General features: G+C 64.3%; 19 protein-coding genes, 6 pseudogenes and 1 riboswitch. Of the genes and pseudogenes, 7 read left to right on the forward strand and 18 right to left on the reverse strand.

Annotated features, from left to right (window positions below):
• Positions 1–30 precede the first annotated feature (30 nt).
• Positions 31–1,182 (reverse strand): VanZ family protein, encoded by a 1,152-nt coding sequence (locus PALO_RS00460; RefSeq protein WP_015582002.1) that lies wholly within the window; start codon positions 1,180–1,182, stop codon positions 31–33.
• 120 nt (positions 1,183–1,302) lie between these two features.
• Here PALO_RS00460 and ykgO point away from each other — a divergent pair, with 120 nt between their 5' ends.
• Positions 1,303–1,425, forward strand: a complete 123-nt coding sequence (gene ykgO, locus PALO_RS00465; protein WP_015582003.1) for a type B 50S ribosomal protein L36 — start codon at positions 1,303–1,305, stop codon at positions 1,423–1,425.
• Between the two features lie 84 nt (positions 1,426–1,509).
• Here ykgO and PALO_RS00470 read toward each other — a convergent pair.
• From PALO_RS00470 to PALO_RS00510, 11 genes and pseudogenes are all read right to left on the reverse strand, one after another.
• Positions 1,510–2,118: pseudogene (locus tag PALO_RS00470) on the reverse strand (RDD family protein).
• A 194-nt stretch (positions 2,119–2,312) separates the two neighbouring features.
• A pseudogene (gene ppgK, locus PALO_RS00475) lies at positions 2,313–3,146 on the reverse strand (polyphosphate--glucose phosphotransferase); the annotation flags it as partial.
• Positions 3,147–3,502: 356 nt separating this feature from the next.
• Positions 3,503–3,910 carry a PH domain-containing protein gene (locus PALO_RS12675; protein ID WP_375542885.1) on the reverse strand — a complete coding sequence of 136 codons (408 nt, stop codon included), beginning with the start codon at positions 3,908–3,910 and terminating at the stop codon, positions 3,503–3,505.
• A gap of 9 nt (positions 3,911–3,919) precedes the next feature.
• Positions 3,920–4,390 (reverse strand): annotated as a pseudogene (locus PALO_RS12680) (PH domain-containing protein); the annotation flags it as partial.
• Between the two features lie 159 nt (positions 4,391–4,549).
• Positions 4,550–4,921, reverse strand: a pseudogene (locus PALO_RS12685) (PH domain-containing protein); the annotation flags it as partial.
• Positions 4,922–5,055: 134 nt separating this feature from the next.
• Complete coding sequence (locus tag PALO_RS12690; protein WP_311196608.1) at positions 5,056–5,340, reverse strand: PH domain-containing protein; 285 nt, start codon at positions 5,338–5,340, stop codon at positions 5,056–5,058.
• A 363-nt stretch (positions 5,341–5,703) separates the two neighbouring features.
• The gene (locus PALO_RS00490; protein ID WP_015582007.1) at positions 5,704–6,690 is read right to left on the reverse strand and encodes a ribonucleotide-diphosphate reductase subunit beta; all 987 of its coding nucleotides are present in this window, start codon (positions 6,688–6,690) and stop codon (positions 5,704–5,706) included.
• A 36-nt stretch (positions 6,691–6,726) separates the two neighbouring features.
• The gene (locus tag PALO_RS00495) at positions 6,727–9,291 is read right to left on the reverse strand and encodes a ribonucleoside-diphosphate reductase subunit alpha (protein WP_015582008.1); all 2,565 of its coding nucleotides are present in this window, start codon (positions 9,289–9,291) and stop codon (positions 6,727–6,729) included.
• Positions 9,292–9,403: 112 nt separating this feature from the next.
• Positions 9,404–9,595: riboswitch (cobalamin riboswitch) on the reverse strand.
• Positions 9,596–9,765: 170 nt separating this feature from the next.
• Positions 9,766–10,866, reverse strand: a complete 1,101-nt coding sequence (locus tag PALO_RS00500) for an NADH:flavin oxidoreductase/NADH oxidase (RefSeq protein ID WP_015582009.1) — start codon at positions 10,864–10,866, stop codon at positions 9,766–9,768.
• A gap of 37 nt (positions 10,867–10,903) precedes the next feature.
• Positions 10,904–11,182, reverse strand: a complete 279-nt coding sequence (locus tag PALO_RS00505; protein ID WP_015582010.1) for a YciI family protein — start codon at positions 11,180–11,182, stop codon at positions 10,904–10,906.
• A gap of 204 nt (positions 11,183–11,386) precedes the next feature.
• Positions 11,387–12,580, reverse strand: a complete 1,194-nt coding sequence (locus PALO_RS00510) for a MarP family serine protease (protein WP_015582011.1) — start codon at positions 12,578–12,580, stop codon at positions 11,387–11,389.
• 138 nt (positions 12,581–12,718) lie between these two features.
• Between PALO_RS00510 and idi the strand changes: the two genes are divergently transcribed.
• On the forward strand, positions 12,719–13,327 hold the full coding sequence (idi, locus tag PALO_RS00515; RefSeq protein WP_041709901.1) for an isopentenyl-diphosphate Delta-isomerase: 609 nt from the start codon (positions 12,719–12,721) through the stop codon (positions 13,325–13,327).
• A 3-nt stretch (positions 13,328–13,330) separates the two neighbouring features.
• On the opposite strand, the gene PALO_RS00520 is transcribed toward idi, so the two are convergent.
• Positions 13,331–14,422, reverse strand: coding sequence for an isoaspartyl peptidase/L-asparaginase family protein (locus tag PALO_RS00520; protein WP_330996180.1), 1,092 nt, complete (start codon positions 14,420–14,422; stop codon positions 13,331–13,333).
• A gap of 83 nt (positions 14,423–14,505) precedes the next feature.
• Here PALO_RS00520 and PALO_RS12695 point away from each other — a divergent pair, with 83 nt between their 5' ends.
• Entirely contained in the window at positions 14,506–14,712 is a 207-nt protein-coding gene (locus PALO_RS12695) for a hypothetical protein (protein ID WP_015582014.1), read from the forward strand.
• Between the two features lie 69 nt (positions 14,713–14,781).
• The gene (locus PALO_RS00530) at positions 14,782–15,570 is read left to right on the forward strand and encodes a M23 family metallopeptidase (RefSeq protein WP_015582015.1); all 789 of its coding nucleotides are present in this window, start codon (positions 14,782–14,784) and stop codon (positions 15,568–15,570) included.
• 60 nt (positions 15,571–15,630) lie between these two features.
• Here PALO_RS00530 and PALO_RS00535 read toward each other — a convergent pair whose 3' ends face one another.
• The 4 genes from PALO_RS00535 to PALO_RS00550 form a co-directional block, all read right to left on the reverse strand.
• Entirely contained in the window at positions 15,631–17,004 is a 1,374-nt protein-coding gene (locus PALO_RS00535; protein ID WP_041710186.1) for a sensor histidine kinase, read from the reverse strand.
• Between the two features lie 50 nt (positions 17,005–17,054).
• Positions 17,055–17,747 (reverse strand): response regulator transcription factor, encoded by a 693-nt coding sequence (locus PALO_RS00540; protein ID WP_269199449.1) that lies wholly within the window; start codon positions 17,745–17,747, stop codon positions 17,055–17,057.
• A 2-nt stretch (positions 17,748–17,749) separates the two neighbouring features.
• Complete coding sequence (locus PALO_RS00545; protein WP_015582018.1) at positions 17,750–18,826, reverse strand: cyanophycinase; 1,077 nt, start codon at positions 18,824–18,826, stop codon at positions 17,750–17,752.
• A gap of 63 nt (positions 18,827–18,889) precedes the next feature.
• Positions 18,890–19,366, reverse strand: a complete 477-nt coding sequence (locus tag PALO_RS00550) for a low molecular weight protein-tyrosine-phosphatase (protein WP_004809451.1) — start codon at positions 19,364–19,366, stop codon at positions 18,890–18,892.
• 13 nt (positions 19,367–19,379) lie between these two features.
• Between PALO_RS00550 and PALO_RS11735 the strand changes: the two are divergent.
• Together PALO_RS11735 and PALO_RS00555 are read left to right on the forward strand one after the other, a co-directional pair.
• Positions 19,380–19,585, forward strand: a pseudogene (locus PALO_RS11735) (hypothetical protein).
• A 36-nt stretch (positions 19,586–19,621) separates the two neighbouring features.
• A complete protein-coding gene (locus PALO_RS00555) occupies positions 19,622–19,915 on the forward strand; it encodes a hypothetical protein (RefSeq protein ID WP_015582019.1) in 294 nt (97 codons plus the stop codon).
• Positions 19,916–20,070: 155 nt separating this feature from the next.
• Here PALO_RS00555 and PALO_RS00560 read toward each other — a convergent pair whose 3' ends face one another.
• Positions 20,071–20,886, reverse strand: coding sequence for a CAMP factor family pore-forming toxin (locus PALO_RS00560; protein ID WP_015582020.1), 816 nt, complete (start codon positions 20,884–20,886; stop codon positions 20,071–20,073).
• A gap of 287 nt (positions 20,887–21,173) precedes the next feature.
• Between PALO_RS00560 and PALO_RS11740 the strand changes: the two are divergent.
• A pseudogene (locus PALO_RS11740) lies at positions 21,174–21,598 on the forward strand (hypothetical protein); the annotation flags it as partial.
• Positions 21,599–21,898 lie beyond the last annotated feature (300 nt).

Below are 21,898 nucleotides of genomic sequence, written 5' to 3' on the forward strand. Positions count from 1 at the left end.
AGCCTTGGCTGGCTGCGGCACTCGTGGCAGCTATGGGCGTTCCTCGATGGTTCGGGCATCGACGAGGTTGAGCCCCATGATCTTTCCGACCAGGCCACGCGCAGTGAACAACACCGAGATGAGTTCGACGAGCAGGACGATGGTTCCGATGCTTGCCAAGATGCTGAATCTGGTGTCGGCGAGGTGAGAGCACATGAGGGCCATACCGATGACGAGGCTATGACGTCGGCCTGCGGGTAGTCCACGGGATGTGGTCCAGGCCAGGTGGGCCGTCCCCATCCCGGGAGAGACGCCGAGGCGTCCAGCCATGGCAATGATGACGTAGACGAGGTTGAGAGCCACGAGAAGCGGTGTCCCGCAGGTTTCCATGGCGTCTTCGGCGGCAATCTTGTTCTCGGGGTTGTTGTAGAGCAAGACCATGCCGATCGCGGCTGTGATGCCCATGGCTGCGATGTCGATGAGGACGACCCACCAGACGTCAATGAGGAGTGCGAGGAACCGCCGTCCTTTGGTGACTGCGCGCGACTCGTCGGCTTGCTTCTCCATCTTCTCGGGGGTTTGCGAGAAGTGTGGGGCAAAAGTCGTGGTGAGGACGCCGAAGATACCGCCAAGGGTGTTGGTGATGAGGTCGTTGATGTCAGCGACGCGGTATTGGCAGTTGGATATGAACCAGTTTCCGGTGTACTGGGTGAGCTCGATGACTAGGGAGGTTCCGAAGCCGAACAGCACCGCGATCCAGGGGCGCATCCGGAGCAGTCGGACTGCGTAGAAGCCCAGTGGAACGAAGAGGGCGACGTTGAGCACCATTTGCATCATCGAGGAGCTGGTGAGCACCTCCATGATGGGTGCACCGGCGAAGTGGTGGGCCATGTCACGGAAGTACTCGGTGGGATCGAGGATGAAGTGACGCGGATGGGCTGCGCAGTATTCATCGGACAGTGGCGGCACTGGGAAGATCGTGTAGGCGATGAGCGCGCTGACATACACGAAGTTGGTGAAGATCAGCACCATCCGTCCGAAAGAGGGTGCGCCGAAGCGCCTGAACTGGTGGATGAGCACGGGGACGAACGTGACGACGCTGATGCCTGCGCCAATGAGCACCGAGATGAGTGATTTTTCGAGCATGGGGCCTTCCGATGATGAGCGATGGTCAATATTGCAGGTCGAGGTGTCGTCGCGCATCCTCCTGCGGGACGAAAACCGAGTCCGACATGGGTTATGGGCTAGGGCTCGAGTTGACGAGGCTGATATGGTAATGAGAACCAGTATCAGAAAGACTCGAGTACGACGAACAGGAAGATTATGAAGGTCAGGAACTCCTTGCGAGCCCTCAAGGACCAGCCCGGCTCCCAGGTGGTGCGCCGCCGTGGCCGCGTTTATGTCATCAACAAGAAGAACCCGCGGTTGAAGGCTCGTCAGGGCTGAAACGGTGCCAGCTGCCTCCGGCGACGGCCGGAAATGAGTGATCGCCCGTCTCAATCTGAGGCGGGCGATCACTGTGTCCCTACATCATTGCGCGCGTGTCGTGGTGGCCTTCGTGTCGACGAGATGAAGATGCATGACCTTGGCGATGATGCCCCGCTCGTCCCACAGCACCGAGACGGCCTCAATGAACAGGATGATGATGCCGATTGACTCTAACGTGCCAACCCATGTCTTGCCGAGAACCGAGAGGATGAAGGCCGCACCGATGACGGAGGTGTGAACTCGTCCAGACGGGTGCCCATCCGCGTCAACCCACGCGAGACGCATGGCGTTGGTTCCTGGGGAGGAGCCGAGGCGTCCTGCCACTGAGATGATGACGTAACCGATACTGATGGCCAGGAGGAGTGCGGTGCCGATCGGTTTGGTGGCCGACTCGATGGCTGACTTGTGAGCGATATCGCTGATCTCGTACAGCGCGGTGCCGCCCACGAAGAGGCCTCACCCGATCCCGGTGAGGGCGCTTACGCAAATCACATCGATGAGCAGGGCGCAGGATCGCCGGCCCTTTGTTACCGGCTTGGGCTCACCCGGAAGCTTGCGCTCCTTGCGAGTTTTGATGACGAGGGTGGGGATAAGGAGGATTACGAGAATGGCGATGGCAATGAGACCAAGGATGAGCTGTTGGCTGGTCATGAGATGTCCTTCCTCGTCATGGGGGTGATGATCGGGATGGCATCCACCGTGCCAGTGGAGCGGGTCATCAGGCATCGTGCTGTGGTACCAAAAACGAGTGGTACACGGGTTTGACGTATCGGTAGCAGGAGCCAGTACGATCGCCCATCCGGAAAGGATGGGCGATCGTACTGTGTTGCAGGATTACTGAGACGTCAGTCGTCGTCCCCGGCCTTCTTGGTGGCCTCGACGACCTGCCCCTCGGTGACGTCGGGGTGCTCCAAGCGCCACCGAGCTTGCCAGGCTGCGCCGATGATGCCGGCTCGGTTGAGCAACTGAGCCGGGACGATCGGGGTCTCCAGCTTGAGGTACTTGAAGAACTTCTCGTGGTCCTTGGAGACACCGCCGCCGACGACGAAGAGGTCGGGGGAGAACAGCATCTCGACGACCTCGTAGTAACGCTGCAGGCGCTTGGTCGCCCAATCCTTGTAGGACATCTTCTTGCGGTCCTTGACCGAGGAGGCGGCGCGCTTCTCGGCGTCATGGCCATCGATCTCGAGATGGCCGAGCTCGGTGTTCGGCAGCAGGATGCCATTGTTGATGACAGCAGACCCGATGCCAGTGCCTAGGGTGGTGAGGATGACGACGCCCGGGACACCCCTGGCTGCACCGTAGTGGACCTCACCCAGGCCAGCGGCGTCTGCGTCGTTGAGGACGGTCACGGGGCGGCCGAGAGCATCACTGATGTAGTCCTCGGCGTGCAGGCCAGCCCACCCCTGGTCGAGGTTGGCGATGAAGGGGATGACGCCGTGGCGTGCCGGGGCGGGGAAGGAGATGCCAACCGGTCCGTCGCCAATGGTGGGGGTGAAGTTGTCGACGATCTCGCGCAGCACGGCGACGACGTTCTTGGGGGACGACTTCTCAGGGGTGGGGATGCGAAGTCGCGGTTCGGCGAAGTCTCCGACGTCGAGGTCAACCGGGGCTCCCTTGATCCCGGAGCCGCCGACGTCAATTCCCAGCACGTTGCTCATGGTGAACAAGCGTAACGGGTGGCGGCGGAGGGAGGAGAGAAAGTGAGGGGCGAGGCGGTTGCCAACGGTGAGCGGTGGGGCGTTGCCAGGTTTCCGCTAGCTGCGCCATATCTGTGCAGTTGCGCCGCGTTTGGACGGCGCAACTGCACAATCTTGGCGCAACTAGGTTTTTGAGGCTGGTGGAGGAGGGCGGTAGACGGTCAAAACTGGCGCAGGTGCACCAAAATGGCGCAGCTTCATCGCCGATCAGACGTCGAGATGCGCAGTCATGGCGCAGGTGAGCAACGACGGCGCAAGTACCAGAGGTATTCCCCGACGTAGCGACGCCGGCGCCGTGCCTGACGGCGCGGGTGCGCAGAAGTGGCGCAGCTGGTTCAGATTCTGGGGTCAGCGGCGGACTCGGCCTCGCCTGGCCTTGCGTCGACCAGCCCGCCGGCATCAGGAGCACCTGCGGGGTCAGAAATACCTGCGGGGTCAGGAGCACCGGCAGGGTCGGTCACGGGATGGTCCATCGGTGACAGCTCCCGGGCCCGGGCAGCACGGGTACGGTCCATCTGGCCAATGGCGAAGGTTCGCGCAGCAGTGGCGTCGAGGTTGGAACACGACACCGTCACCGGGCCCGATGAGGTGTCCACGTAAAAATCGGCCAGTCCGAGCCGACGCTGTAGCGGCCCCTGTGCCAGCCGCACCGACTGCGATCGGGCGTGCGGGACGACGCTCAGGGTGCGATTGAACAGCCCCTCCCGTGTCACGACGACCTCCTCGTCGAACCCCCATGCGATGACCGTCTGGTCGAACCAGCGGAACCACCGGGCACGTTTCGGGATTCCGTTGAGGTGCACCGAGTCCAGCCGGAATCCGGGCCACAACGCGTCGAGGGCGGCGCGGACCTGCTCGTCGTCACCAATGGGCAGCAGAACTGTCGACTGCTCGACGTCCGACAGTCCGGCCCCGCCGAGCACCGTCATCGTGATGCGGGAGACTCCCAACGGACGCCACAGCAGGGGCGTGGACACCTCCACTGCCTGCACCCTGCGTACCGGAACAGTGCGCGTCGTCAGGCTGGTGAGACCGTGAACCGCCTTGAGGGCACCTCCTGACCTCAGCAGGGAGAATTTCCACGCGGCGTCCAGCTGTTTCCACACCACACCGATCATCGTCAGCAAGAGGGCGAGGATGGCGGCGATACCAAGCGGCTGGTCGTTGGCGACGCTGATGACGATCGACACGATCAGGGCCAGCAGCTGGATGAGGAAGGTCATCGACAGGAACCCGGCGGTGAGGGCTCGCTTGGCCGTGACACTGACGATCTCGTGCTCATCGCGGCGTCGATCCCACCACTGAGAGCCGACGCCGTCGTCCGCCCTGCCAGCATGGGACTGGGCAGCGTCATGATGGGCCCGAGAAATGAGCAGGTCGCGCAGCTCGTAGGCTTCGTGACGCTTCAGGAACTCGATCTTCTTGGAGCTGGACGCCCCGACGTCAATGTTGAGGCTTGCCAGACCGACAATCCGGGCGGCGAAGGGCTGGACGACGTCGACCCCTTGGATCTTGGACAAGGCCAGCCGGTCGGATTCGTGGGTGATGAAGCGGTGCTCGATGCGCACCTCCTCCTCGTCGATGTGGAATCTCGTGGTCGCCCACACGAAGGCGCCGACAACGATCTGCAGGATGGCCACGATGACGACGATGCTGCCGCCGATTCCGAGGTCGCGGAGGGACAATGACATCAAGTCCTTGCCGTCCTCGAGCAACTGCTTGAGCAGAATGAAGGCTGCGGCAGCAATGACCATCCAGCCGCGCACCAGCGGGGTCGCCCAGTGGGGGCGCCTCTCCACGGCCTTCGCGGAGGCAGGTTGCTCGGCTACCGGGGCGGAGGGAATGACGATGTCGGTTCGGCCCTCCTCGCGGGGCTGCTCCTCCGGGGTCACAGGGCCGCGTCCTTCTCCTCAGCCATTTCCGTGATCCGTTCACGCAGGGCTTTGGCCTCCTCAGCGGGCAGGCCGTCAATGGAAGCGTTGGTCGCCATGGCAGCGGTGACGAGTTCCACGGATGCCACACCCCAGCGTCGATCGAAGGGGCCAGCGTTGATCTCGACGGCTTGCATTCGACCGTAGGGGACGATGACCATGCGACGGAACCACGGGCCGGAACGAATGCACAGGTCGCTTCCGCGTTCGCACCAGCCCATGGCTGCGACGACGGCCGGCATCCGCGAGAATCGCCATCCGGTGAAGGCCAGACCGACGACCGTCGCGATGACACCGGCCCACCAGGTGACGACGATCCCCAGCACGACGGCGAGGGCGACCGTAAGGATACCCCAGGTCAGACAGACCATGAGCCTCTTGACGGTCACGAATTTCGGGGAGACCGGATGCCATTCGCCTCCGGGAGGGCTGAAGAGTTCGTCCACGTTATAGGACCCTAACAAGGGACGATGTCAGTCCCAAAGCATATTTTGGGGCTGACATCGTCCGCGTGCATGCCATGGCGACTTCATGCACGCTCGCCAACGGGGTGACGAATACCCCACGAACGGGGACTCGTCGAAGATCGGGGTCCGCTCCCGATCTCACCGACCACCGGTGGCGTGGGCATTGACCTCGTAGGAGGTGTTGGTGGCCTCGAAGAAATTGACCAGCTGGAGGGTGTCATTGGCCGTGGCCATCCATTTCGCCGGGTTGGCGACGCGGTACTCCGGCTCGAACCCGAGCTCCTCTAGGCGACGATCTGCCAGGTACTTGACGTAGTCATTGACGTAATCAGCATTCATCCCGAGGATGCCGCGGGGGAGCATGTCGCGGTTGTACTGCTCCTCCATGGACACCCCCTCGACGATCATGTCGTGGATCTCGGTCGCGAACTCCTCGGTGGCGACCTCCGGGTTCTCCTCCAACACCGTCAGGATGAGGTTCATGCCGAATTTCAGGTGGAGGGACTCGTCGCGGACCACCCAGTCGATGAGGGAGCCGAAATTGCGCAGCAGGTTTCGCTGCCGGAAGGACAGCGCGACCATGAACCCGGAGTAGAACCAGATGCCTTCGAGAATGATGTTGTAAGCCACCAGGTTGCGCACGAAGTCCTGCTTGCCCTCGACGGTGGTGATGTCGAGGGTCTGCTCGGTCATCCGCTTGATGAAGGCCACCTCGAAGGACTCCTTGCGGGCCATCGACGGGACGTGGACGTGGGAGCGGTAGGCCTCGTCGCGGTCGATCGGGAAGGTCTCGAGGACATACTCGAATGCCATGCAGTGGTTGGCCTCCTCCCACATCTGCTTGGCCAGGTAGAGGTGGCACTCAGCTGCGTTGACGTAGGGGTAGACCCCGAAGGCCAACGCCTTGTTGACCAGCAGTTCGTTGGGGTTGAAGTAGCTCATGAGGTGGGTCAGGGCATGGTGCTCGTCGGGAGTCATCCGGCCGAAGTCGGCGAGGTCCTCGTCGAGCTGGATCTCGTTGGGGAACCACGTGTTCGCCACGGCCTGGTTGTAGAGGTCGTAGGCCCACGGGTAGATGACGGGCTTGAGCAGCAACCCCTCGTGGATTCCGGATCCAAGGATCATGGTGTTCTCGCTTTCAGTGGGTGGAACGGTCGTCGGTCACTGGCAGGACTCGCACTGCAGGCGCTCCTGTGGGTCCACCGGGCAGGAGGTGCCGTCGACGAGATCGAGGGCCATGACGGGTTCGGCGTCGAGTACCTCGGTCAGGGGCTTTTCGATGGTCGCGGTGCTGGTGTCACGCCGTGCTGCGGTGGCGAACCCACGACGAGGACCGTTGCGATGTCCGGCAGCCTTGTTGACCGCCACCGTTGACTGCTCGGCGGTGTGACGGGGCAGCATGTGGAGGTAGTAGGTCGTCTTGACGCCCATTCGCCATGCCGCGGTGTAGAGGTCCTCCATGTCGCCGACCGACCGGGAGGCCAGGTAGATGTTGCGGCTGATGGCCTGGTCCACCCACTTCTGCGCCCGGGCGGCCACGTTGAGGTAGGCCATCGGATCCAGGGTGAAGGAGGTGCGGTACAGACGCCGTAGGGAGGCCGGGATGGCCTCGATCTCGCTGGGATCCCCCTGGCGGCGCAGCAATTCCTCGCGTACCTTCTCCCACAGCCCGAGGTCCTTGAGGTCGGCCACCAGATTGCGGTTGACCTCGAGGAACTTCCCGGCCGAGGTGGCTCGGGAGAACATCTGGGAGAACTGCGGGTCCAGACCCGGCGTCGTGCCAGCGACCAGGCCGATCGACGCCGTCGGGGCGATGGCCATCAGAGTGGCATTGCGCATCCCGCGACTCACCTTGGTACGCAGCCCGTCCCAGTCCATCCTCGTCGTCCGGTCGACGTCAACGGGAATGCCACGGTCGCGCTCCAGGACGGCCAGAGTGTCGACCGGGACCATCCCCTCCGACCAGCCGGATCCCGCGAACATCGGGTACGAGCCACGCTCGGTGGCCAGATCAGCGGAGGTGTCGATGGCGTGCCAGCTGATGAATTCAATGATCCGGTCGACGATCTCGCAGGCCTCGGAGGAGTCGTAGGGAATCCGCACCTGCTCGAGCATGTCCGTCAGCCCCATGACGCCCAGGCCGATGGCCCGGTTCTCCACGTTGGATCGCTCGGCCTGAGGCGCCGCCGAAGCGGTGATGTCGACGAGGTTGTCGAGGTGGCGCACCGCCAGCCGAGTGGTGGCGGCCAGTTGGTTCCAGTCGATGCGACGCTTCCCGCGCGGCCCGACGAGGTGCCCGGCGAGGTTGACCGAAGCCAGGTTGCACACCGAGGTGTGGTCGCGGTCCTGGGGCAGGCAGATCTCGGTGCACAGATTCGAGGAGTGGATCGTCCCGGTGTTGCTGTTCAACGCGCGGGTATTGACGCTGTCCTTCCACGTCAACCACGGGTGGGATGTCGTCTGCAGGCTCACCAGTATGGCTCGGAATTGTTCGCGGGCCGTGGTGCGGTGGAAACGCCTGATGTGGCCGGCCTCGGCCTCGGCGATGTAGTGGGCGTAACGCTTCGAGAAGGCCGACCCGGTGAGCTCGGTGAGATCGGGGGTCTCGGCGGGGTCGAAGAGGTACCAGTCCTCGTCCTTGGCGACGCGCTTCATGAACTCGTCGGAGATCCACACCGCAGTGTCGGCGGTACGGGTGCGTCGGTACGGGTCACCGGAGTTCTGCCGCAGGTCGAGGAACTGGGGGAAGTCCATATGCCAGTTCTCCATGTAGAAGCACAGAGCGCCGAGCTTCTTGCCTCCTCGGGAGACGGCTCGCAGCGTCGAGTCGATGGTGTGCATGAAGGGGATCGGACCGGTCGACGCAGTGTTGTCGGAGCGAATAGGTGACCCCTCGCAGCGCAGGTCAGACATCGACAGCCCGATGCCGCCGGTGCCCTTTGTGATCCACATGACGTCACGGATCGTCCGGGCGATGTGCTCCAAGTCGTCCTCGGTGCGCATGACGAAGCAGTTGGACAGCTGGCCAGCCGGGGTGCCCGCGTTGACAAGGGTGGATCCAGCCGCGAGATGACGCAGGTTGCTCATCGAGTCGTAGAGGGCGAGGGCAGAGGAGGTCGGATCGTCCTCGGTGAGGCTGAGCCCCATAGCCACGCGCATCCAGAAGTATTGCGGTACTTCCAACGCTCGCTGGTCGGGGGTACGCAGCAGATAACGGTTGACCATGGTGCGCACGCCGGTGAAGCCGATGAGGTCGTCACGGGCGGGATCAAGGGCCGTGGCGAGGGCGTCGAGGTCGAAGAGCCGCCCCAGTCGCTCGTCAAGGTGGCCGTCGGCGACGAGCTTGTCGATCGTGCGCGGGAAGTAGGCATGGTGGAGGTCTCGCACCCGCTCGGGGCTGGCGTCACCGAGACCGTCGTGGGTGTCGCCGAACACCTCCTTGTACAGCTTCTTGACGGCGATTCGGCTGGCAATGGTGTCGAAGGCAGGGTCGTCCTTGGCATTGCCCAGAGCCACCTGGATGACGGCCTCGTCCAAGGCGTCGGTGGTGATCCCGTCGAATAGGGTGATCTCCACCTCGGCCTGCAGCAGGGTTGCCCGGGCAACGGCGTCGTCGAGCCCACGGGCTGAGTCAATGATGGATGCGGCGACTTCGTTGCCGTCGTAAGGGGCCAGGGATCCGTCGCGCTTGCGGACGCGGATGGTCGAGATGGGGTCGGCGCTCATTGCAATTCCTCCGTGCGATGCCGTAGGCACGCGACCGGGCGGAATGCGGCGGGGACACTGGTCCCCATGAACGCTGCGACACTTCCCGCGAGATCGCGAACCGGGCCCCGCGGTTGCGGGACCACACCTGGCAGGTCTTCGGACTCACGAGCACTTGTTGCCTACTGGCCGTCGCTTCCCATGCCGAAGCACAGTGCGTGATGACGGCGGTCGTTCTCGTATACCGCTGCGGGGCAGCTCCGGATTCTCACCGGATTCCCTCTTGGCCCGTGCGAACACGGGAACCATGTGCAGTCGCCACTATATGAACGCTGATCAATAAGAGTCAATACAAGATGTAGGGGCATTGAGCGTTTTGGGCGTCTCATGGACGCACACCGTGACGACCCCCTGACGGCCGGCGGATTCGTGGCACCGAACACGCCGCCGTCACCGGGCTTCGTCGAGCGTCAGAAACGCTGAAACTCCACGTCCTCAGCGCCACGCTCCCCGGAATCTCGCCGGATGCCACGGCGCGTCCTCGTTGGGAACTCCCAACTCGTGGGCGGCGCGCAACGGCCAGTTGGTGTCCCGCAGAGCTGCCCGTCCGATCATGATGGCGTCGGCACTGCCCTTCTGGAGCAGCTCCTCGGCCAACTCTGCGGTCCAGATCATGCCGACGGTGGCGGTGGGAATGCCCGCCTCGGTGCGCACTCGAGCTGCCAAGTCAGCCTGGTAGGCCGGGGCGACGGGGATGGGCGCCGACGAGTTTCCTCCTGAGGAGGCGTCGAGGAGGTCAACTCCGACTTCCGCAAAACGACGCGACAGTTCGACGGAGTCCTCCACCTGCCAGCCGTCGTCCCGCCAGTCGGTGACCGACAGACGTGCCAACAAGGGCATGGTGTCAGGGATGGCGTCACGCACAGCCTTCGCAACTTCCAGTGGCAGGCGGACACGTCCGTCGAAGTCACCGCCCCAGCCGTCGGCGCGGGTGTTGGACAGCGGCGAGTAGAACTGATGCAGCAGGTAACCGTGGGCGCTGTGAATCTCGACGGCGTCGAACCCAGCTTCCACGGCACGTGCAGCAGCGGAGCGGAAGTTGTCAATGACCTTCGCGATGCCGTCCTCGTCGAGGGTGGTGACGGGCAGGCCGACGTATTGCTTGCCGTCCGCCGGCGCGGCGGTCGGTCCGACCGGAATCCAGCCGCCGTGCTCGGGAGGCACCACGCTGCCATGGAATCCCGGCCACCACTTCTCGGTGGAGGCCTTGCGTCCGGCATGGCCCAGTTGCACCGCGATCTTGCCGCCCAGGCTGTGAACGGCGTCGGTGACGGTGCGCCAGGCTGCTACCTGGTCGTCATTCCACAACCCGGTGTCATAAGGGCTGATACGGCCTTCGGGGCTCACTGCGGTGGCCTCGGCGACGATGAGGCCGAAGCCACCCACAGCGAACGAGCCGTAGTGAACCAGATGCCACGTGCCTGGGATCCCATCCTGGGAGTCCACGGCGTACTGGCACATCGGTGGCAACCAGACGCGGTTGCGAACCGTCAGTCCACGAAGAGTGAAGGGTTGGAAGAGCAGCGGCGATGTCATGTCACCATGACATCACGGGCTTCAACCCATGGCGTCCTCAATGATGGAAGTGATAGTTCGGAGCCCACTCGCGCACGGACGCCACCTGAACCGCCGACTTCGGGTACGGATCATGCTCCAGCAGATGGTCAAGGGTGGCGCGGTCCGGCACGGTGTAGATGAGCACCGCTCCGCTGCCGTCAGCCAGCGGGCCGGCATTGACGAGCTGGCCACGCTCGCGCATGACATCAAGGTTCTCCAGATGGGCCGGGCGCGCGGCCATGCGCTCCTCGGAATGGGCGGGATCATAATGGGTTTCGACGATGAAAACTGCCATGACCCAATGCTATTGGGACATGGACCGGAACTGAAGCGTTGAGAAGGTGTCGGACGTTGACGCGTCATCGTGCGGCACAGGATGCCCTGGGATACCGCACGGTGTTGGTACTTGTCAGATGATGTTTCGGGAGATCAGGGCCGCAAACGTGCTCGGAACCGTCCCGCGACGGGAACATTGGGCGCTCAAGATTTTGACACCAATTCACCCAACGGTGCACCAGCCGGTCGCAGCCGCGGTGGTGTCGTTGGCCCCAGCGCGGATGAACCTGCGAGTCTGGTCGTTCGACAGCGCGTACCCGGTCTGCGGCTGTGCGGTGGACCGGGCGAAGATTGTGCCGGCGACCTTGCCGTCCGTCGTCAGTAGTGGTCCACCCGAGTTGCCCGGACGTACCGTGCCGCGCAGCGAGAGGATCTCGCGGACGACGGTGTCGGTGCCGTAGATGTTCTCACCGTGAGCCATGATCGACCCACGCACGGTGGCGGCCTCGAGGGTGTATGGACCATCAAGCGGGAATCCGGCGACGACCGTTGGATCACCGTCCTTGACAGTCGACGCCATCGTCAAGGCTGGGGCACGAAGGTCGGGAACCGCCAACACCGCCAGGTCCATGTCCGGGTCGTAGGAGACGACGCGGGCTCGCAGTCGAGCCCCAGTTCCGCCCACCTGCACGGTGACCTGGTTGGACCCGGCGACGACGTGGGCGTTCGTCACCACCCGGTGGCGAGAACTCACCCATCCGGTGCCCTCGGAGGCCCGATCGCACCGTGGTGCCCGAGACCGCACCTTGACGATGGATTGAGCTGCGCTCCGCACTCCAGGAGTGGTGACGGCCTCGTCGTCGGGAGCCGGTGCGGGCAGACGGGGAGCTTCGCCGGCGAAGACCTTCGGGAAGGTGTCAGCAGCTCGACCGACCAGTCGGGCAGCGGCCTCGTTGACCTCGTCCGGGATGACGCGATTGGTCTGGGTGATGACGGATGACTCGTCGATGGCCTCGGTCCATGACGGCGGCAGGATGGGGGAGAGGGCTGTTGCCGCCACCGTGACGACAAGGGCGGTTGCGATGACGCTGAGCACCGAGCCGCCGAAACGGTCCACGTTGCCCAACCCCACCGAGTTGAATGCGCGATGGATGCGTTGGGCGATGTGGACGCAGATGCCCTGAATGATCTCGGCAATGACGAGGGTGATGCACACCCGCACCGCGCCTGCGGCCAGCCAGGTCCAATTCTTGTCGAAGAACTGGTCAGCGACGATGCCGGAGGTCCACAGACCGGCCCACACCCCGAGGACCAACCCGATGAGGCTGGCCACTCCGACGACGGCCCCGCGCATCCACCCGGCCATGGCACGCATGGCGAGGTACAGCACGAGGATGACGTCGAGGATGTGCGGCATGGCTCTCCCGTCGGAGGTGGGTGGACGAAGTGACGAATACAGCATCTCAATGGTGCCTTTGAGGTGGCGATGAGCCAACGTAGGAGACCCAAGCGCATTCGACTTCGCGGAATTCGTGGTTGTTGGTAGCTTGACGTCATGAGTCATCACGATGGCGAGGATGGGGGCATGCCTGCCCATGACGCGGATTCTGTCCACGACGATCTCGTCATCCTGCTCGACGACGACGGCAACCAGGTTGGGACCGCTCCCCGAGCGACCGTTCACAGCCAGCACACCCCACGACATCTGGCCTTTTCCTGCCACGTCCTTGACGTCGGCGGGCGAGTTCTGCTGACCCGACGAGCCCTGACGAAGGTGGCTTGGCCGGGGGTGTGGACGAACACCTGTTGTGGGCATCCGCGGATCGGCGAAACGATCATCGGCGCGGCGGTGCGTCGCACTCACCAGGAGCTCGGCCTCGACCTCGATCCGCGTCGGATGCGCGTCGTCCTTCCTGGTTTTTCCTATCGTGCCACCGACGCTGGCGGCATCGTCGAGGACGAGCTGTGCCCGGTCGTCGTTGCTCGGTTGTCCCTTCCCGAGGAACTCGTCGAGCTGAATCCTGACCCGGAGGAGGTCGAAGAGGTCACCTGGGTGGGCTGGCAGGACATGTACGGCCTGGCGCGATCGATGCCGGCCCTGCTGAGCCCCTGGGCGGTCGAGCAGATGCTCGAGTTCGGTCCGGAACTGCCCGTCGTGCGCTGAGCCTCACACCGAGGTCAGCACCTCGCCGTGATCAGGCCAGGCGGCCAGCATGGACGCCGACACATGGCAGACGACGAGACGTCCGGACGCGTCGACGGCGATGAGGCCTCCCGTGGCTGGTGCGCCGTCGGTGACTCGTGACGAGACCTCGTCGGTGAGGGCTCCCATGGCTGCGTGGTTGACGGGTTCGCCTGCCAGTCTCATGCGGGCATCCACCTCGTGGGCCACCAGCCCCTGCAAGAAGGCCTCGCCGTCACCGGTGCAGGAGACGGCCACGACCCCATCGCGGGCGAAGGTGCCGGCCCCGACGACCGGGGAATCACCGATGCGACCCACTGCCGACGCGACGATCCCGCCCGTAGACGTCGCGGCAGCAAGATGACCGTGGTAGTCCCGGGCGACCGCTCCGACTGTGCCATGCCTCGGGGCCTGGTGGCGTCCGGCAAGTACCCGTTCCAGCTGTTCCCGTCGAGCGTCAGTCACGAAGTATTCCGGGGGCTCGACCTCCAGACCCCAGTCTCGGCAGACCTGCTCAGGAGGGTCGCACAGCAGGACATGGGGTGACATGGCGAGGATGGCCCGGGCCAGACGAATCGGGTTGCGGGCATGACGTGAACAGCACACCGCCCCGGCACGTCCGTGGCCGGTCATGACGGCGGCGTCAGTCTCAACCGTCCCCTTCGCGGTGAGGACCCCACCTCGTCCGGCATTGAAGAGCGGATCGTCCTCCATCGCCACGACCGAGGCTGTGACGGCGTCAAGGGCTGGCCCACCAGCGTCAAGAACTGCCTGGCCGGCGTCGAAAGCGCGCCGTAGGGACAGCCGGAACCTCTCGGCATCCTCGCCGGTTCGGGGCGGAACGTTGCCTGCGCCACCGTGGATGACGAGAGTGGGGCCGAGCTGATCGACGACGTGACTGGTCATGCACAGAGCGTAGACGGCGAGGTGGCATTCACGGGATGGTTGAGGGTCTGTCCACCGGTCTCGGAACCTGCTGTGGAACGACATCGATGTGTTTTCCCCAGCCATGGGGGTTATCCACAGGATTCCTGTGGATAACCCCCTCGTCGTGGCAGGTGACGTGTGGGTGAACATGCCGCGACCAAGGCTCCAGCCGGGTGGAAAAAGGGAGCCAACGAGGGTGACAATAGTGTTCACGGCGTGGAGGAGGGCTGTCCATGGTGTCGCGGGGCAAGGCCATCAAGACCGTCATCGCCGGCGGTGTCGGAGTGGCCGTAGTCGGGTTGTCAGTAGATGCCGCATGGCCGTCAGACCCGGGATTGCGAGCCGTCCTTGATCACCAACAGCTCGTCTCCAGGCCGATGTCCACCGCATGGCCGGCTTCCTGGCTTGACACGACCCCACCGACCCCGAACATCACTTAGTCCTCAGCTCCTGTCAGCCCTGGGGTCCTCGCTCCGGTAAAGGCGGCAACCCCGACCCCGAGTCCGGCAGTGTCCAAGGTCGCCATGCCGTCCAAGGTCGCCATGCCGACCGGGGTTCTGCTGTCGAAACCTCTCAACGGCCCGGTCACGTCGCCATTCGGCATGAGGTTCCACCCCATCCTCCACGTCTGGAAGCTGCACACCGGCGTCGATTTCGGAGCTTCGTGTGGCACCCCGGTAGGTTCGTCAGCACCAGGAAAGGTCCTCTTCGCGGGCCCTGCGGGCGGGTACGGGAATCGGGTCGAGGTCGATCACGGCATGATCGCCGGCAGGCACGTCTCGACGACCTACAACCACCTGTCGGTGATCGGCGTAAGGGTGGGACAAAGGGTTGACGTCCACCAGGCCGTCGCCTTGTCCGGGACGACCGGGTACTCAACGGGATGCCACCTGCACTATGAGGTCGTCGTCAACGGACAGTTCACCGACCCGCTGCCGTGGCTCAATGGCAAGCCTGCTGTCGTGAATCTCGACAAACTCAAGCCCGTCAGGGGAGCGACCATTCCTGCCGGTGAGTTGCACCATCCTGATCCGGTGCCGCCCACCCCGCACCCGTCGGGTACCCCGAGCCGTCCGACCACGTCGAACAGTCCTTCCAAGCCCGGCTCCACGTCGGTCAGGCCCAGTGGAAAGCCGAGTGCTCCCACACCGTCCTCTGTCTCGACGACGACCCCTGGGAAGGCGCCGTCAACCAGCCCTTCACGACCCGGACCGACGACGGAGCCGGCACCAGGGCAGCCGACCTCGTCACAGAAGTCCTTGTCCGTCACCTCGACGAGCAACGATCCAGGTCACTAGCTTCCTGGCTGCTGGCCTGGGCAGTGCGGGATCTGTTGGCCGGTGAAACGAGCCAGGTCGTCAGGATGTCGTTGACTCCTCAGCGGGGGGTTCCTCCCGCGGCAGGTACATGGTGAACATGGCGCCACCGCCGGGAGCTCGCGACGCCTTGATCCAGCCTTGGTGACTGGTGACGGTGTGCGCCACGATTGACAGGCCCAGGCCGGTGCCGGGAGTGTTGCGGGCCTGGTCGGAGCGGTAGAACCGGTCGAAGATGTGTGGCAGATCCGCCTCGTCGATGCCCGGCCCCTCATCGCTGACGACGACGGTGTCACCGTCCATCGTGACCGTCACGGTACCCCCGGTAGGGGAGAACTTCACGGCGTTGTCGAGCAGGTTCGTCACGGCTCTCTCGAGAGTTGCCTCGTCACCAAGCACCGGATGGGACTCCAGGTGAACGTCGAACTCCAGGTTCGGGCCGCGCCGCCGTCCTCTCTCGACGGCCTTCGAAACAGCATCTGACAAGTCGAAATACTGAGGTCTAGGGGGAGGGGCGTCCTCGCGCGACAGCTGGACGAGGTCGCCGATGAGGCTGGAGAACTCGCCGAGTTGAGCGGCGACATCGTCGAGGATCTCGCTGCGCGCCTGGTCGGGGAGCATGTGGCTGTTCTGGTCGGCGATGAGCAGCTCGACGTTGGTACGCATGGACGTCAGCGGGGTACGCAATTCGTGGGAGGCGTCGGCGATGAGCTGCTTCTGGCGTTCCCGTGAGTTCGACAGGGAGGACAGCATGGCATTGAAGGAGACAGTGAGGTCTCCCAGTTCGTCGTGGGAGCGGACCGGGATGGGGCTGAGCTCGTCGGTCGCCGTCACTCGGTGGACGGCCCGGGAGAGGTCACGCAGCGGTCGTGTGGCAGAGTTGCCGGCCACGTATCCGGCAATGGCCGTCAGCACGATGCCGACCAGGCCGGTGCCGACCAGGACGATCCACAGTGATCCCAGGGTGGCCTTGGTGCCGGTGAGGTTCTGCCCTGCGACGAGGGCGTAGTGCACCCCGTCCGAGGTGAACGGGATCGCGACGATGCGTACCGGAACTCCACGGGAGTCCATGACGGTGCGAGCCTTGACACCGGTTCCGGTACGGGCGACGGCAAGCTCCTGGACCCCGGTGGTGACGGTGACCTCGGCTCCCGGAGCGGTGGCAACCTGGCCATCGGCGCGCACCAGGATGAGTGTGGTGTTCGTAGCCGCCAGGGAGCTGGCTTCCAGTCCGCCGAGGTTCTGAGGGTCAGCGGCGACGCTCGGGGAGATGGTGGTGGCCATCCGTGTCAGCTGTTCGTCCAGCTCGTCGTACAGCGAGATGCGCGTCATGAGCCAGGCGGACAGGGAGGTCAATGCCACCGCGACGACGACTGAGATCGACACCAGGAGGCTGACCCGGCGCCCCATCGTCATGCGAAGCGGACGTGGACGCCAATCAAGCAGCTTCCGCCACCACCGACGGATCACGAATTCGCTTCCCGCAGCACGTACCCGACGCCGCGGACGGTGTGGATGAGACGCGGCTCACCATCATGCTCGGTCTTGCGGCGCAGATAGCCGATGTACACCTCGAGGGAGTTGGCGGTCGTCGGGAAGTCGAATCCCCACACCTCGTGCAGCAGCCACGAGCGTTCCAACACCTTCTCCGGGTTCTGGAGGAAGACGGTGAGCAGGGCGAACTCGGTGCGCGTCAGGCTGATGCGACGGCTGCCGCGGGCGACCTCGCGGGTGCCTGGGTCCAGGGTGAGATCGGCGAAGGACAGCTGCTCGGGGGCCTCAGCGGGTTCCGGCTCGGGACGGGAACGACGAGTCAGGGCGCGCAGGCGGGCCAGCAGCTCGTCCAGGGCGAAGGGCTTGACCATGTAGTCGTCGGCTCCGGCATCCAGGCCATCCACGCGGTCGTCGACAGCGTCGCGGGCGGTGAGGACGAGGATCGGGACGTCGTTGCCGTTGCTGCGCAGCATCCGGGTGGCCTCGAGACCGTCGAGGCGAGGCATCATGACGTCCATGATGACGGCGTCAGGATGGCTGCCGGACAGGTGTGCGAGGGCCTCGACGCCGTCAGCAGCACTGTCGACCTCGTAGCCGCTGTACTGCAGGGATCGGGCGAGGGATTCTCGCACCGCGCGGTCGTCGTCAACGACGAGAATGTGCATGCTCATGGCTTGACGTCCTCCGTCGGGGGCTGTGCAGTGGGATCGGCATCCGAGCAGGGATCGGGTTCCGGGCCTGCCGTCGGGGTCGGGTCCGCGGCGGCCTGGGGGCCGGCTGCGGAGGCAGGTGCGTCCTCGGAGGACTTGGTCTCGGCATCAGCAGACTTAGACCCCCGCGCGCGACGTCTCTCCTCGGCACGCTCCCGGGCTGCCTTCTCGCGTTCCTCCTTGTCGTGGGCGGCACGGGTCGCCGCCGCCACCTTTGCCAGACCGTCGAAGCGGGGCTTGTGCGGGGCTGGAGCCGGTTCCGGGGTGACGGAGCGCTGGGAGCGGACGAGAACTCCGTTGACCTCGCGGGTGAACCAGCGAACCAGGCCACGTCCCATCACCTCGGTGTGGCCGGTCGAGGCGTCGATGCGCAGACAGGTGGCCTCGTCGACGGCAACGGCGCTGGAAAGCAGGCCGGACTCGACGGCCGAGATGATGAGGCCGTCGCCGGAAAGGGTGTCGTTGTGGGTGGAGATGGTTAGGCTGACCAGGCCAAGGCCTTCGACGAAGGTGACCTCGTCGAAGCCCTCAGCACCTGTCTGCTGGCCGACTTGGCGTCCCTGCAGCTTCCAGCCCCCTGCCAGAGCGGTGACGCACGGGGCCATCGCACCGGCCGAGAAGCCGAGCCACGGAGCACCGCCGCGCACCAGCATCGAGAGCTGCTCGGCGGCCGGTGCAAGACCGTTGATGTAACTGGGGACGGCACCGCCGCCGACGATGATGCCGGCAAGGGCGTCGAGATTGTCGGGGAGCTGGAAGGACTCGTCCTCTGCCCACAGCGGGGTGGCCGGGTCGCCCATCGTCGGAGCGGTACCCGGGCCGTCGAGGTGGATGGTGAGGATGTTCGCGTCAGCCCACCGGGAGGTGACGATGCGCGTCAGTTCGGCGGCGTGGTCGGCGGACTCGGAGGGCGGACCGGCCACGACCACCGCAATCGGAGCGTCAGCATTGTGATGGCGGGCCTGGGAGACGAACTCGTCATAGACCTCCACCAGTGAGTCGTCGTACCCTCCGCCGACCAAGAACAAACTCATGGGGACAGCCTATAGTGCCGCAACGATTGGTCTCGGGGGACCAGCGCCATGGCAGGGAACTGATCAGGCCAGGGAGCGCACCTCGTCAACGATTCCGGGCATTGCGGCCTCGATGGCGTCGAGGGTGTCCTCGAACCCGTCAGCCGGGCCATACCAGGGGTCCGGCAGGGAGGTGCCAGGGGTGCAGTTGGGGTCGTAGTCGCGGATGAGACGGAGGTTGTCGGCGTCGGGGGCCATCCGCTTCATCATCTGGATGTGGCGTGGCTCGGCAGCTATGACGAGGTCGGCGGACATGATCTCGGACCCGTCGATCTGGTGAGCGTTGTGGCCCGAGCAGGGGTATCCATGGGACTTCAGGATGGACCTGGCTCGCGAATCCATCGGGCCGCCGTGTTCCTCATCGCTGACACCGGCGCTGGTGATGCGAGCCTCCAGGCCTTCGTCGGCGAAGACCTTCCTGGCGACGAATTCAGCCATCGGGGAACGACAGATGTTTCCCCAGCACACGAAGATGACGGAGGATGTGTTCTGGTTGCTCACAGGGGTTCCTTCCATGGTCGGTGGGTCCAGTCTGCCTAGTGTGGGGAGGGTCTTTCCGGGGTTCATACTCGCGGCGAACTACACAGAGCTGCCAGGAAATGCCCCGATTCGGCGATGTGAACGTCAACAGCGAGATTTCTGGGCAGCTTTGGATGACGGAGACTTGAATCCCAGACCGAATACTCCCACCTGCAATATCCTCAAACCACGAGATCCTGAGTCACGACCGACCGCGAACGAGGGGCTCAGCTGGCCATGCCCGTTGGGGTCATTTCCCAGGACTGGGCCACGCAACTTGGCTTCGACGCTGCGGCACCCTGGCGCACCGGAGCACTCGACGTCACCCGCCAAGCCACTGCCAGTGGCCACTTCATCAACGCCCGCTGCTACACCTCGGAAACCGAACGACACAGCGTGCTGGACTCTGGCTCCATCGCTACAACCAATACCGCCCGAACCCTTCTGGGCAACGACGCCGAACACCTCTTGACGCTGCACCGACTGGACGCGTTCACAGCCGTGACCGTTCCTGAACGATCACGGCTGTGAACTCTCGTGTGCCACAAATGATCCACCAAGTGGACGGTCCGTGGGGCGAATCCGTCGCCGACCAAGCCCTGAACGACACGCCGACACGAGAAGGAGACCGGACTCACGGGCAAGGCGAGCCGGTCTCCTTCCACGGAAGTCCCGGGAGGGTGGGGTCAGTTGGTACGCAGCTTCCCGTCAGCCGGCCCCCGGTCCAGAGCGGCCTGGAAAGCGAGGTCCAGAGCCTTCACCTCGTCGTCGACCTGCTGGACGGTGGCAGCGGGATTGAACCACACACCGGTCGCGTGAATGAGCGCCTTGTTGATCGCCTTGTACCCCTCCGCGTTCTTGCCGAGGAGGTACTTGTCACGGTTGATCCGTGTCTGCCAGATCTTCTTGTTGAGGCGGTCCTTGACGTACACGGTCGCCGTGTCGGTGGGCTTGAGGTCGGGGTAGGCTGCGACCTTCGCGTACGTGGCCAGCACGTCGGCCTTGCTCTCGGCCAACTGCGCCGCGGTGCTGGTTGGGTTGATCGTGCGGATCAGGGCACGGGTGATCGAGAAGCCCAGCTCGACGTGGGCGGCCTCCACCTTGTTGACCAGGTCATGGTTGGCCTGCTGGATGGTCTTCACGCTGGTGGTCAGCAGGTCGACACGAGCCGGGATGGTGGAGAGGTCCACTGGCGGCACCTTGCCGGCAATGATCGACTCGATCGTGGTGCGCAGCTCGAAGGCCGTGTCGAGGAGTTTGCGGATCTCCTCACCGTAGTTGGTCTTCGGGGCGTCGCTCGCGGGAACCTGAGCCTGATGCATCTTCTGCAGCTCGGCGATGCGGGCATTGACCTGCGCGAGCGCCTGCTCGGCGTCGACCTGGGTATGCTGGCGCGCAGCAGACTGGCTCACCGGAGCCGGCGCTGCCACGGCGGCCACGGGCACCACCGGCGCAAGCACTGCCCCGGCCAAAATTGGGATGATAAGAGCCGAACGCTTCATGGGGGAATCCTCCTCGAGGGATGTGCAATAGTCATTGCGGCTGGCCCGAAGCTATCAAAGCTCCTCTCTCATCAGAACTCGTTATTGGCCTCCCCGCCACGATTGTGAACGAAAGTTATTAAAACTGACCGAAAGCCAGCTCTCGGATTTGTTGTTCGCCAGAGGAATGGGCAGTTGCCGCAGCAACACCGGCAACTGTCTCGCCGGCGGATACGGCAGCGCCGGTTCACGTCGACGCTTCACGGTGGACCACCCAGGGGCGTTGGGTGACCGACGCCCAGCACCGCGTGGTCATCACGCAGGGGATCAACGTCGAAGGCGTCAAGCTGGCGCTGATCGCCGTTCCCCACCCGGACCGTGTCGCGGGCACCCCGTCCGCGAAACCTCCCACGGCCGCGAACCTGCCGACTACGGGAGTTCTGCTGATTGTGTATCTGCCATGGGGCTATAGCTGCTCACTGCCTCAAACGTGCTGACTCTCGTCGGCGGGGTAGCGGCATCGTGCCTATTCCTCGTTCTGGCAATTTTCCCTCGCTGTGGTGGTCGTGCGTTTCGACTCCCTGCCCACCCCCATGCCCACGCGCTGCAGGTGACGTTGGGGTGGCTGACCGTCCTCGTGGCGCTGATACTGAGTATCACACGCCAGTGGACTCGGATATATCGCATATATGTCAATGGGAAGACCGAGAGATTCCACCACGCCTTGACCGATTGGCTGAGCTTACGTCCGCTTGCCACACCTCTGAGACTGGATGGCGGGGTGAGTTCGGGGGCAGAGCACACCACTACGACTACCATCGGCCTCACATGGGCTACGGCAACCAGTTACCCTGATTGGTCACCGCCTCAGCCGCGTGGCGGCAGTATGGCCCTAAGACGGCAGCGGCAAGCGTGGAACGTCAAATATGCTTTGGCCGTAATACCCTGCGAGGATACCAACTGTTCTCCATGGGGCCGGAGGTGGTGTTGCCAGGTGCATCCCGCGACACGAAAAGGACCGGCCCACCTCAAG

Source organism: Cutibacterium avidum 44067 (genome assembly GCF_000367205.1).
In the GTDB taxonomy this organism is placed as follows: domain Bacteria; phylum Actinomycetota; class Actinomycetes; order Propionibacteriales; family Propionibacteriaceae; genus Cutibacterium; species Cutibacterium avidum.